Genomic DNA, 12456 nt, shown 5'->3' with positions numbered 1-12456 from the left:
TCATCAATCAAAGAATAAAAACTATAATTTTTAGTTCATATGGTTTTCGATCCAATCCCAAACTTGATCTTTGCCATATTTAGTTTCAGAACTGAATAATTGTAAATCATCAGTTTGATTTAACTCCATCGTCTTTTTCACTTGGCTGATGGTTTTATTCCACTGATTACCTTTGATTTTATCCATTTTCGTTGCGACTACCAATGTTGGGATATGGTAATAACTGACGAATTGATACATCGAGATATCATCGTCACTTGGTTTGTGACGGCCATCGACTAAAATCACTACTCCCTTTAAAACTTGGCGAGTTGTCAAATACTCTTCGATCATCACACCGAATTCTTCACGTTGCTTTTTTGAAACTTTAGCAAAGCCATAACCGGGAACGTCAACTAAATACAGTTGATCTTCGATATTGTAGAAGTTCAACGTTTGGGTCTTACCTGGCGTACTGGACGTTCTCGCAAACTTTTTACGATTAATAAGAGTATTTATCAAAGATGATTTCCCGACGTTAGAACGGCCTAGAAGGGCGATTTCGGGATATCCTTCATCTGGATACTGTTTTGAGCTTACGGCACTCAAATTCATCGATACATTATTTACCTGCATAATTCACCTCAATAGAGTAATTCTACCATAAACAAAAAAAGCTGCCCACTAGGCAACTTCTCCATTTTTAAGAATCAATTCTGGTTCTTTAATTTTTCTAACAGCATCTTTGGTTACTTTGACACTTTCAACGTCATCACGTCCTGGGACTTCAAACATTGTATCAAGCATAGTTTCTTCAACGATTGATCTCAAACCACGGGCTCCAGTATTTCTTTCGATCGACATTTTCGCAATCTCTTTTAGAGCACCATCGGTAAAGATCAAGTTAACACCATCAAGACTCATTAGTTCCTTATATTGCTTGATCAAAGCGTTCTTTGGTTTTGTTAGAATTTCGACCAAATCACTCTCTGTAAGCTTTTCAAGGGCTGTAACGATTGGAATACGACCAATGAATTCAGGAATGATTCCAAACTTCATCAAGTCTTCAGGGATGATTTGTTGCATCAAACTCTTCTCTTCAGCCACATTAGCCTTTTGTTCAGCACCAAAACCAATTGTCTTATCACCTAAACGGTTTTTAACAATTGTTTCGATTCCATCAAAGGCACCACCAACAATAAAGAGGATATTGGTTGTGTCGATTTGAATCAATTCTTGTTGAGGATGCTTTCTTCCACCTTGTGGTGGCACACTAGCAATCGTTCCTTCAAGAATCTTCAAGAGAGCTTGTTGGACACCTTCACCAGAAACATCACGAGTAATAGAAACATTCTCACTCTTCTTAGCAATCTTATCAATTTCATCGATATAAACAATACCGTGTTCGGCCTTGTCGACATCGAAGTCAGCATTTTGCAAAAGTTTTAAAAGAATATTTTCGACATCTTCACCAACGTAACCTGCTTCGGTCAAAGTTGTAGCATCGGCAATGGCGAATGGTACTTTCAAAATACGAGCTAAAGTTTGAGCCAAGAAGGTCTTACCTGAACCAGTAGGTCCAATCAAAGCAATATTACTCTTTTGTAATTCAGTTTCACCATCTTTAAGATGTTCCATTTTGTTAATTCTCTTATAGTGATTGTATACGGCAACTGACAACGCCCTCTTCGCATCAGTTTGACCAATCACATATTCGTCAAGAATATTTTTAATTTCTACGGGTGTAGGAATGTTATCTAGATCCATTGGTGTTGAATCACTCAATTCTTCATCAATGATCTCTTTACACAAGTCAATACATTCGTTACAAATGTACACACCTGGTCCAGCAACAATTTTCTTTACTTGATCTTGTGTTTTACCACAGAATGAACAGCTAATCGTGCCAGTATTTTCTGTACTATCAAACATAGTTATTCTCCTTCAATAGTTCCAATTACTTTGAAAGTCTAGCATTGTAATACACGCTAGTAAAGTAATTAGTTTGAAGCCACCTTTTAAAAAAAAGGAAGCCTTGCGGCTTCCTATATTTTAATTCAAATAATTACTACTTTTCAACAGCTGAATCAACGATTAATTCGATAGCTTTCTTAGCACCGATATCATGAGCTAACATGTCATCGCTAAGTGCGTTTCTAACAGCTGATTCTTCCATCTTGTATTCGTCAGCAAGTGACTTAACTTCTTCTTTGATTTCGTCTTCAGTAGGTTTGATGTTTTCTTTAGCAACAATTGCTTCGATAACTAAGTCAGTCTTAACACGTTCTTCAGCATCCTTAGCAAATTGCTTTCTCAAACTAGCTTCGTCTGTACCTGTCATTTGATAGTACAACTTAGGATCAATACCTTGACGACGTAAGTTTGCTAAGTATTGGTTCAATTGGTTATCAACTTCTGTGTCGATCATAGCTTGTGGAATTGAATCGATCTTAGCATTCTTAACTGCACCAGAAATTGCTTCTTCTTGAATATTTTCTTCAGCAGTTTCTTTCTTTTGATCTCTGATTTCGTCATGAAGTTTTGTCTTCAATTCTTCAAGAGTATCAACGTTTTCGTCAACATCCTTAGCAAAATCATCATCTAATTCTGGAAGTTCTTTTGACTTAACTTCGTGAATCTTTGTCTTGAAGATAGCCTTCTTGCCAGCTAATTCTTTTGCTTGGTAATCTTCTGGGAATGTAACGTTAACGTCAACATCTTCACCAGCAGCATGACCAACTAATTCGTCTTCGAAGCCAGGAATAAATGAACCTGAACCAAGTTCTAGTGAGTAGTTTTGAGCACTACCACCATCGAATTCCTTACCATCAACTGAACCTACATAGTCGATAATAACAGTATCGCCGTTTTCAGCTTTACCATCTTTAAGAACCAATTCAGCTTGTTGTTTACGTAAGCTTTCTAGACGTTCTTCAACGTCAGCTTTCATAACATTACGCTTTTGCTTCTTAACTTCGATACCCTTGTAATCACCAAGTTCTACATCTGGTTTAACAGTAATTGTAGCTGTGATTGCCCAAGGTTGATCTTTTTCCATTGATTCAACACTGATTTGTGGTTGGTCAACAGGTTCTACTTTTGTTTCGTCAACAGCAGCTTGATATGCATTTGGTAAAACAGCGTTCAATGCATCTTCGTACAATGCTTCTTCACCATACATACGGTTGAAGATTTGACGAGGAACTCTTCCCTTTCTGAATCCAGGAACGTTCAAACTCTTTTTAACACGATTAAAAGCAGTATCTAAACCTTTTTTAATTGTATCTTGGTCAATTTCAAATTTTAATTCACCAGTATTATTTTCTTTTTTTGTAAATTTAGCCTTAGCAGACATTTATATTATCCCTCCGGTATTTCAACAATCTCATACTTTGTAATATTACCTTAAAATGGTGATATTGTAAACATTCGACGTGATTAATAGCTGTTTTTAAGACATCATTTGTATATTATATGACACTTTACAGCATTTTTAAACATTTCAGCCATAAAAAAAAGAGCTGGATTAACCAACTCTTTTTATTAATCATTACCACTTAGAAATTAGTCTAAGATTTCTGTAACAACTCCGGCACCAACAGTACGGCCACCTTCACGAACAGTAAATCTTGTACCATTTTCAATAGCAACTGGAGCAATCAAGTCAACTTCGAAAGTAACTTGGTCACCAGGCATAACCATTTCTACACCATCTGGTAGTTCAATAACACCAGTAACATCAGTTGTATGGAAGTAGAATTGTGGACGGTAGTTTGAGAAGAATGGAGTATGACGTCCACCTTCTTCTTTACTCATGATATAAACTTCACCCTTGAACTTGTTGTGAGTTTGGATTGAACCTGGTTTAGCAAGAACTTGTCCACGTTCAACTTGGTCACGGTTAATACCACGTAGTAAAATACCAACGTTATCTCCAGCTTCACCAAGATCCAATGTCTTACGGAACATTTCTAGACCAGTAACAGTTGATTTTTCAACTTCTGGCTTCAAACCAACAATTTCAACTTCGTCACCGATCTTAACTTCACCACGATCGATACGACCAGATGCAACAGTACCACGACCAGTGATAGTGAAGACATCTTCAACAGGCATCATGAATGGTTTTGTATTATCACGTTCTGGTGTTGGGATGTATTCATCAACAACATCAAGAAGTTCTTCAACATGTTTAACTTCTTCAGGGTCTCCTTCAAGAGCCTTCAAAGCTGAACCACGTACTACAGGAATGTCATCCCCTGGGAAATCGTATTCTGATAGAAGTTCACGAACTTCCATCTCAACTAGGTCAACTAGTTCTGGGTCATCAACAAGGTCAGTCTTGTTCAAGAAGACAACGATGTATTCAACACCAACTTGGCGAGCAAGCAAGATGTGTTCACGAGTTTGTGGCATAGGACCATCAGTAGCAGCAACAACAAGGATGGCACCATCCATTTGTGCAGCACCAGTGATCATATTCTTAACGTAATCAGCGTGTCCTGGAGCATCGATATGTGCATAGTGACGCTTTTCAGTTTCGTATTCAACGTGAGCTGTGTTGATAGTAATCCCACGTTCCTTTTCTTCTGGGGCCTTATCGATATCAGCGTAATCTTCAGCCTTAGCTAAACCTTTGTCAGCCAAGATCTTTGTGATTGCTGCTGTTAAAGTAGTCTTACCGTGGTCAACGTGACCAATTGTCCCAATATTTACATGGGGCTTTGTTCTCTCATAATGTTCTTTTTCTGCCATTACAAAGAATCCTCCTAAAATTTCATTTCATAAGATTGATCCAAAGAAAATGTTCTTTAGACGACTCTTTACTGAAAAATTATACTACTTTCAGAGGTGAAAGCAAATCAATTCAACGCAAATCACCGACTAAAAATATACTCTTTGGATTATACGGGGAGTAAACGAAATTGTAAATACTCAAACCGAAAAAAGTTCAAATATTTCACTCTTGAAAGGCATTTATTAGTTCATCGAACCTTTTTAACCATTCTTTTACGTTTTCCAACCCCTGATTATCACTTATCTGTGATTCATCCACTAAACCATACCGTAAAAGCATGGCATTTGTCCAGAGTCTCGGCTCTTTTATTATTTCATGACCAAACGGATAAACAAAAGCAGCGTAAAGAGAAAGTTCTCCTTTGAAATTATCTAGCTGTACTTCGTCATCATCCGATAGCAATTTTTCTAATTCGTCGCACATTTTCAAATAGACATCAGTTGTCATAATAGGCATTAACTTGCTTGGATTGCAAGTTTTATTTTTACCATAAAAATTTATATCGAGCTCTTCATCAAGTCCGAGCTTCAATAAATTTTCCAAAACTTCACTCTTCAAAAGTGGATGTAGCAACGGATTAACTAATAAAACCTTGGCGATTTTTACATAATCATCCCTCGTAAATTGTCGTAGACTACGTAGCAATTGAATTTGATCTGGTGTCGCATCAGTTACGATCGAGTAAACTCGTTTTTCTAATTTCTCTTTTTCAGGTTTAAAAGAACGTTCGTGTCGATCCTGAGCAATTTCAATCCGTTTAGTCACTTCATCAATAAATTCCGGTTTGATATGTGGCAATTCCTCAACTTGATAAAAATTAAGCATTTGGTTGGCCAACAAAAAATCATTATTTTCTAAAATAATGTCCACAGCCAGCTTAGCCGTTTCAACTTCACTGAGGTAATAATTGAAATAATCTAAAATTACTGCCTCGGCATCTCCTGGCCTTTGTTGGTTCAACAAAGAAGCAGCCAACCCCTTATTAATTGAGAATGACTGCTGCATTGCATATGCTTGAGTATATAAATCTACCGCTTCAGACCAACTGCCTTGCTCAAAAGCCTCATCTGCTTCATCAATAATTCTTTTTAGATTATCTGAATCGTTCATACAATACCTCAACAATATTTGAACTAGTTACTTATTTTTTAGCTTTACGATGTCTGTTTTGGTTAACTTCCATAATGACAGGAAGAATTACCGGGTGACGATTTGTTTGTTCATACAAGAAGTGATTCAACTTGTCACGAACACCTTGTTTCAAATCAGACCAATCGAAATCTTTGCTATTTTGCATGTAGTCAACGATCGTTTTGACAATGATATCAGAACTTTCGCTTAACAAGTCACGACTAGCACGCATATAAACAAAGCCACGAGCCGTTATTTTAGGCTTAGCAACGACTTTTTTCTTCTTACGATCAATTGTAGCTACCGCAATGAAAACGCCGTCTTCAGCCAATAATTCACGGTCACGCAAGACAATGCTACCGATATCACCGACACCTTTACCATCGATCATCGTATCTCCAGCATCAACACCTTTGGCTAAATAAAATTGGCCATTTTCATAATTAAGGACGTCACCCTTCTTAGTTAGAAAAATGTTTTGATATGGAATACCAGTTTCGTGGGCAATTCTAGCATGTGCGTCCAAAAGACGATATTCACCTTGAATTGGAATAACATTTTCTGGATTCAACAAGTTGATCATTAATTGCAAATCAGACTTATTCGCATGACCTGAAGAATGCTTATCGTCACTAAGAGCTTTAACTTCTGCCCCAGTACGATAAATGGCATCACGAGCCTTAGCAACCGTTGTATCCATAGCGTGTGATGGCGTGGTTGCAATAAAGACTAAATCGCCTTCTTCAATTTGGAACTTTGTCTTAGCAGCTGGATTTGCCATTTTCCGTAAGACCTTGACTGGTTCACCCATCTTACCAGTTTCAACGACAACTAATTTATTCTTGTCACAACTCTTCAAATCTTTAGGCTTTAGGAGCAACTCTTTATTCTTGATCTTTAAATAACCTAATTTCATTGCCGTCTTGACGATTTTTTCAGCGTCAGTTCCGGACAAAAAGACGTGGCGACCTGTCTTATCTGCAGCATCAAGTATTTGTTGCATTCTTTGAATATTTGAAGCAACTTGAGCCACGATAATGCGACCATTGTGATAACTAAAGGTATCTAAAATATATTCATAGATATCACGTTCACTAGAATTTTCATAAGGAGACTCGGCATTAGCTGAATCACTCAATAAAGCAAGAACTCTTTCACTGCCAATTTTAGCGATTCGACCATAGTCAGTTTTATAAACTGGAACAGCTGCCTGATCAAACTTGAAATCGCCGGTATAAACGATTTGTCCTTCATCAGTTTTGATAACAATTCCTAAAGAACCAGGAATTGAATGTGTTGTCTTAAAGAAAGAAACTGAAGCTTGTTCAAAATCGATTGCTGTTGTTTCATCAATTACATGAAAATCATTGAATTTTCGACTACGATTATCATTTGAACAAACGATTTTGGCTAATTCAATTGTCATCTCTGAACCAAAGACCGGAATATCATAGTTACTGATCAAATATGGCAAAGCTCCAATTGCATCAGCGTGTCCATGAGATAGGAAAATACCAACAACTTTGTCGATATTCTTCTTAATATAAGTCATATCTGGAACCACAACGTCGATTCCGTACAAGTCATTATCGGGATATTGTAGGCCAATATCGAGGATAAAGATCTCATCATTTACTTCTACCGCGTACATATTCTTTCCGTTTTCACGTACGCCACTTAACAAAATTATTTTAATTTTTTTGCTCATTTTCATCTCTCATTTCATTAAAATAGCATAGATCATAATATTCTATTGTGATTTTGAAGTCTTTTAAGACTATTTAAGCTATACCTGTCTGCTATTCTACCATACGAAAGCGGATTATTAAAAATTAAGCAAAAAAAAAGAAGCTCCATTGCTGGAAACTTCTTTAGTCGATATTAACGACGTAGACCAAGTGACTTGATCAATTCACGGTAACGTTGAACATCTTTGTTACGTAAGTAAGCCAAAAGATTACGACGGTGACCAATCTTCTTCAATAGACCAACGTATGAGTGGTGGTCTTTCTTGTTAACTTTCAAGTGATCGTTTAGAGAATTAATATCATATGTTAATACAGCAATTTGTACTTCTGGAGAACCTGTGTCTCCATCTTTACGAGCATATTGCTTGATAATTTCGTTTTTCTTTTCTTTTGAAATAGCCATTTCATTCACCTTTTCCTTATATATTTAGCCAAACTATGTCTGCGTTGGTGATTCGTCAAACAGAGCATGGTTAACACATTTAATTAATTTACTACATTTTGGACATTTTTGCAATACTGAAAAAAAAACGACAATTTATTGCATTGATAATGCTATTTATGTATAATTCTATGTATTGAGTTTTAAGCTTACTAGGTAATCGGAGGTGAAATTGATGCCACAAATTAAATCAGCTATGAAACGTGTAAAGACAGCTAACAAAGCTACTCTTCGCAACAATTCACAAAAGAGCGCAATGCGTTCAGCTATCAAGAACTTTGAAACTTCAGCAGCTAACAATGCTGACAACAAGGACGATATGTTCAGAACAGCAGTTCGTGCAATTGATATGGCTAAAGCAAAAGGTCTAATCAAAGCTAACAAAGCTGCTCGCGATAAGTCAAGACTTGCAAAATTAAACTAATTTAAGTAACCTTACGGTTGCTTTTTTATTTGCTAAAAAGGAGCTCAGTTTAACTGGGCTCCTTTTTTCTATGCAAATTTGGCAATAAAGAGGTCAAATAGCAGTTCCTTATCCCCTTGACCAGACTTAACCTGATAATCTAGGTTCACTAAATCTTGATACATCTGCGTCAACTGTTGCAATTTTAAAGATCTTGCTTGTCGGTGTGACAGTTTTACTCGATACGGATGCAATCGTAAGTTTTTTGAAATCGTGGCTTCAGTCAAACCCTTCTCTGTTAAAACTTTGACTTGAATCAATAATCGTACTTGAGAAGTCAAAATTGCAATTAACAAAATTGGATCAATCTTTTGCAATAAAAACTGTCGATACAATTCTTCTGCTTGATAAACATTCTTTTGTAAAATTTGATTCATCAAATCAAAAACGTTATCTTCCAACGACTGCGGTACTAATTCAGAAACAGCTTTTTGATCGATCATCTTAGTTTGCAGAGCATATAGCTTCAATTTCTCTAGTTGATTAACAATCAGTGAATAATTTGATTTAGTTTTGTTGACTAACAGATCCAAAGCCTGGGGTTCAATTTGAAAACCATCCTTTTGTAAACTCTGTTTAATAGCTCGATTCAATTGTGGACCTTCCATTTGTCCAGCATCAATTGGCGTCGCCGACTTTTTTAGTTGTTTAACAAGCTTTTTTCGAGCATCTAATTTCTCATAAGTCGCAAAAATCACCATGATGGTCGATGGAGTTGGATTTTGAATATACTTCAATAAAAGGTCAGTATTTTGATCGACAGCATTTTTAACTCTTTCAGCAGTTAAAAAATACGGATTCTGGGCAAAAACCAATCTTCTTTCACCAAAAAATGGTGCTGAAATAGCTTCATTAATGACATCTGCTAACGAAACCTCTTCCAAATCAAAATTGGAAAAATTCATATCTCTTTCTTCTGGTGTCATAATTTCTTTAAAGGATTTTTGAATATCTTCAATAAATACTTGTTCCTGACCAGTCACCAAGTATACATTATCCAAATTACCCTGTTTTAAATTTTTCTTTAATTCAATTATCCTCAAACAAGTCACCCTTTAAAAAAGTTGTTATTTCTTCTTTGTCATCGAAGAAATTATAATACCAAAATATCATACCATATTCAACCGTATTTAAATATTTGACCTGATGCTTTTCTAAACGTTCTAAAGTTTCTTTGTTGGGATGCCCATAACGATTATTGACTCCTGCGGAAATAAAACCTAATTTTGGTTTTGTAGCTGCCAATAATTCATCGCTAGTTGAAGTTTTTGATCCATGATGGCCTAACTTTAAATAATCCACTTTAAACTGATAATCTTTCAAAATCTTTTTTTCAGAAGCCACATCTAAATCACCAGTAAACAGCCAATTCTTATCTTTAATTTTAGTCAAAAGCGTCAAAGAATCTTTATTCTCACCTAAACCCTTCTGCTTAGGCCACAAGACTTGAAAATCTATCGCATCTTTTATTACCTCTCCTTGCTTTCTGGCAACAAATTTAATCTGCGGATATTTTTTAATCAAGTTTTGAATCCGCTTGTTTTGTTCGAGACCAATGCCAAAATTAACCTCACTGACCGGAAATTTAGCTAACAAGGTTTCCAAATTACCAATATGATCTTGATCTTTATGCGATAAAAACAACCGATCAATTCGACTAATTCCTTTAGACCTCAAATATGGAATGGTGCTGGTCTCAACCTGATTGAGTGACTCGTGCTGGGCCCAAAGCTTTGAATTGAACTGCAGCTTACCGCCCGTATCGATCAAATAAGTCTTTCTTAAAAAAGGCGTCATTATCAAAATACTGTCTCCCTGACCGACATCAATCAGATTCACGGAACCAAATACCGGAAACTTATTTAAGCCCACACAGACTAACAGTAATATGACGTACTGACATAAATACTTGTTAAAGATTGTTTTACTCTCCACCAAGAATAAACTAATGGTCAGCAAAATAATGACAAACCAACTAGATATTTGACCTGTAATAAGCATGAAATTCGGATTGCTAGCAAAATAATCCAATAAAGAATACATTTTTTCAAAAATTTCATTAATGAATTGCCAAAATGACCAGCGGGTTGTGAAGGCTGACAATAAGGTAATTGGTAAGATCACATAAGAAAAAATTGGAATAAAGATCAAATTAACTAACAGCGTTAACCAGTTTACTTGGAAAGTGTAATAACAAATAATCGGTAAACTGACTAAATTCATTTTTAAAGTCGCTTCAAAAAAATTACTTTCTTTGTATAAGTAAAGAATTGCAAAAGCTAGTAAAAAACTCAACTGACCACCCATTTCAATGATGGCAAAAGGATAAATAAACAGGCAAATCAGCATCGTAATACTGAAAAGGTCTAACCGACTGATAGCTATTTTTGATTTTCTCACAATTATTCCAACCATTACTAAGACGATTGCCCGCCAAATCCCACTTTTCGAACCAACCAACATCCCGTAGCATGGCAAGATCATTAACATTGCTGTCTCCACCCACTCACGGGGAATCTTCAATAACGAGGTCAATTTAGTTACAATCGTCAAAATAATCAGCACGTGCAGTCCCGATAAACTAAAAAGATGAATTATTCCCAATGAACTAAGGATTTTTAGAAAATCTTTGTCGGACGACTGCGTATAACCAACAATCAAACTTTGAGCATGAATCCGCAGCCACTTTGGCAGCCGTGTTAATTTTTGAATAATTTGTGTTCGTAAAACATTTATTTTATCAATTAACGTAGTAGCTTCGACTTTTTCAATTGCTTGAAATTCACTGACTCGAACTTGGTAAAAGATCCCCTTATTGGCTAAATACTTACTAAAATTAAATTCAGCTGGATTTCTTGGACCATCGAATTCTTTTATCTCTTCAATTTTAAGTTTTGCCGCGTACATTCCCGACATACTCTGCCAACTTTTTTGTTCAGTTTGATTCTTTAATCGGTAATTAAAGCGAACTACTTGTTTCTTTAAACGCATTTGTCCGCTGAGGCTGTCACCATTAACCGAAAACTGATCTGAAAAAATGACTGCTTGTGTAACTTCTGTTGGCTTAGCTGGCCTTTGAAACATTTGCAATCGAAGTGAAAAAACAAATGTCAAAAGCAATAACCAAATAACTAGCGACCAATTTTTCAATAGAAGTATTCTAACTATTAAAACAATCAAGAAAATTAACATCACTTTCGAACCAGTCAAGAATCCTAACAGAGTTGCAATAAATAGCGTTAAAAAAACTAATTTGCCTTTCATATTAAACCGTCAATTGATCTTTTAGTTTTTCAATCGTCTTCTCCCCAAAACCGGAAACTTTCTTCAAATCATTTAAATCCTTGAAATCACCGTGCTGTTCACGAAATGCAATAATCTTTTCGGCTTTTTTAGGACCTACTCCAGTGACTTTTTTAAAGTCATCAACCGTGGCGGTATTAATATTAACCGCTTCTTTTTCAGCCGATCCAGAACCAGTTGACCGTTTTTCGGTTTTATTAGGTACATAGATCTGCATCTGATCTTTTAAACGTTTAGCTTGGTTAATTTGCTTTAAATCAGCGTCATTCTTTGTTCCTCCTGCCATTTGCAAAGCATCTAAAACAATCGTTCGCTCTTTTAAGTGATAAACTCCGGGCTTGTTAACCGCTCCTTGAACGTCTACAACAATAGTTTTTTCAGCCGATTTTATTTCTTCCTTTGAAGCTGATTTCTTATCAGCTAAAACTTGGGTTTTAACCGGTTCATTATTAGTTGGCCGTTTATTTATAACCAAATAACCTACAAAAACTAATCCTACTAAAATACCCAAAACGATAACTTTATTTTTTTGGAATAATTGATAAATTTTTCCCATCTTCAATCACCTCAAATAAAATTACGCAAAAAAAAT

At 35.9% G+C, this 12456-nt stretch carries 11 protein-coding genes; 1 reads left to right on the top strand and 10 read right to left on the bottom strand.

The features are described from left to right. Positions 1 to 30: 30 nt before the first annotated feature. The 7 genes from yihA to rpsO all read right to left on the bottom strand — a co-directional run bounded on the left by yihA (position 31) and on the right by rpsO (position 8059). Positions 31 to 615: a ribosome biogenesis GTP-binding protein YihA/YsxC gene (yihA, locus tag EGT49_RS00370; RefSeq protein ID WP_135370976.1), complete on the bottom strand. Its 585-nt coding sequence runs from the start codon at positions 613 to 615 to the stop codon at positions 31 to 33. 48 nt (positions 616 to 663) lie between these two features. Beyond that, positions 664 to 1911: an ATP-dependent Clp protease ATP-binding subunit ClpX gene (gene clpX / locus EGT49_RS00365; RefSeq protein ID WP_135370975.1), complete on the bottom strand. Its 1248-nt coding sequence runs from the start codon at positions 1909 to 1911 to the stop codon at positions 664 to 666. A 136-nt stretch (positions 1912 to 2047) separates the two neighbouring features. Beyond that, positions 2048 to 3334: a trigger factor gene (gene tig, locus EGT49_RS00360; protein ID WP_135370974.1), complete on the bottom strand. Its 1287-nt coding sequence runs from the start codon at positions 3332 to 3334 to the stop codon at positions 2048 to 2050. Between the two features lie 209 nt (positions 3335 to 3543). Next, on the bottom strand, positions 3544 to 4734 hold the full coding sequence (tuf, locus tag EGT49_RS00355) for an elongation factor Tu (RefSeq protein ID WP_135370973.1): 1191 nt from the start codon (positions 4732 to 4734) through the stop codon (positions 3544 to 3546). A 205-nt stretch (positions 4735 to 4939) separates the two neighbouring features. Next, positions 4940 to 5887, bottom strand: coding sequence for a tetratricopeptide repeat protein (locus EGT49_RS00350; protein ID WP_135370972.1), 948 nt, complete (start codon positions 5885 to 5887; stop codon positions 4940 to 4942). A gap of 31 nt (positions 5888 to 5918) precedes the next feature. Then, positions 5919 to 7616, bottom strand: a complete 1698-nt coding sequence (locus EGT49_RS00345) for a ribonuclease J (RefSeq protein WP_135370971.1) — start codon at positions 7614 to 7616, stop codon at positions 5919 to 5921. A 173-nt stretch (positions 7617 to 7789) separates the two neighbouring features. After that, positions 7790 to 8059, bottom strand: coding sequence for a 30S ribosomal protein S15 (gene rpsO / locus EGT49_RS00340; protein ID WP_135370970.1), 270 nt, complete (start codon positions 8057 to 8059; stop codon positions 7790 to 7792). Between the two features lie 214 nt (positions 8060 to 8273). Here rpsO and rpsT point away from each other — a divergent pair, with 214 nt between their 5' ends. Next, the gene (rpsT, locus tag EGT49_RS00335; RefSeq protein WP_135370969.1) at positions 8274 to 8522 is read left to right on the top strand and encodes a 30S ribosomal protein S20; all 249 of its coding nucleotides are present in this window, start codon (positions 8274 to 8276) and stop codon (positions 8520 to 8522) included. 68 nt (positions 8523 to 8590) lie between these two features. On the opposite strand, the gene holA is transcribed toward rpsT, so the two are convergent. Genes holA through EGT49_RS00320 form a run of 3 tightly spaced genes read right to left on the bottom strand, consistent with a single transcriptional unit; the run spans position 8591 to position 12420 of the window. Further along, entirely contained in the window at positions 8591 to 9613 is a 1023-nt protein-coding gene (gene holA / locus EGT49_RS00330; RefSeq protein ID WP_246013763.1) for a DNA polymerase III subunit delta, read from the bottom strand. Continuing rightward, positions 9591 to 11825, bottom strand: a complete 2235-nt coding sequence (locus tag EGT49_RS00325; protein ID WP_135370967.1) for a DNA internalization-related competence protein ComEC/Rec2 — start codon at positions 11823 to 11825, stop codon at positions 9591 to 9593. Before EGT49_RS00325 ends, holA begins: the two co-directional genes overlap by 23 nt. A 1-nt stretch (position 11826) precedes the next feature. Beyond that, positions 11827 to 12420, bottom strand: a complete 594-nt coding sequence (locus EGT49_RS00320; RefSeq protein WP_135370966.1) for a helix-hairpin-helix domain-containing protein — start codon at positions 12418 to 12420, stop codon at positions 11827 to 11829. Positions 12421 to 12456: the final 36 nt, after the last annotated feature.

This window comes from Companilactobacillus suantsaicola (genome assembly GCF_004745525.1).
In the GTDB taxonomy this organism is placed as follows: Bacteria; Bacillota; Bacilli; order Lactobacillales; family Lactobacillaceae; genus Companilactobacillus; species Companilactobacillus suantsaicola.
The sequence above is the reverse complement of the archived record's forward strand: the minus strand, read 5'-3'. Positions and strand labels throughout refer to the sequence as shown.

Bases quoted from the DNA above. Each gene is read 5' to 3' on its own strand.
- yihA (WP_135370976.1), bottom strand. From the start codon at position 615: ATGCAGGTAAATAATGTATCGATGAATTTGAGTGCCGTAAGCTCAAAA.
- tuf (WP_135370973.1), bottom strand. From the start codon at position 4,734: ATGGCAGAAAAAGAACATTATGAGAGAACAAAGCCCCATGTAAATATT.
- clpX (WP_135370975.1), bottom strand. From the start codon at position 1,911: ATGTTTGATAGTACAGAAAATACTGGCACGATTAGCTGTTCATTCTGT.
- tig (WP_135370974.1), bottom strand. From the start codon at position 3,334: ATGTCTGCTAAGGCTAAATTTACAAAAAAAGAAAATAATACTGGTGAA.
- rpsT (WP_135370969.1), top strand. From the start codon at position 8,274: ATGCCACAAATTAAATCAGCTATGAAACGTGTAAAGACAGCTAACAAA.
- EGT49_RS00325 (WP_135370967.1), bottom strand. From the start codon at position 11,825: ATGAAAGGCAAATTAGTTTTTTTAACGCTATTTATTGCAACTCTGTTA.
- EGT49_RS00350 (WP_135370972.1), bottom strand. From the start codon at position 5,887: ATGAACGATTCAGATAATCTAAAAAGAATTATTGATGAAGCAGATGAG.
- rpsO (WP_135370970.1), bottom strand. From the start codon at position 8,059: ATGGCTATTTCAAAAGAAAAGAAAAACGAAATTATCAAGCAATATGCT.
- EGT49_RS00320 (WP_135370966.1), bottom strand. From the start codon at position 12,420: ATGGGAAAAATTTATCAATTATTCCAAAAAAATAAAGTTATCGTTTTG.
- EGT49_RS00345 (WP_135370971.1), bottom strand. From the start codon at position 7,616: ATGAGCAAAAAAATTAAAATAATTTTGTTAAGTGGCGTACGTGAAAAC.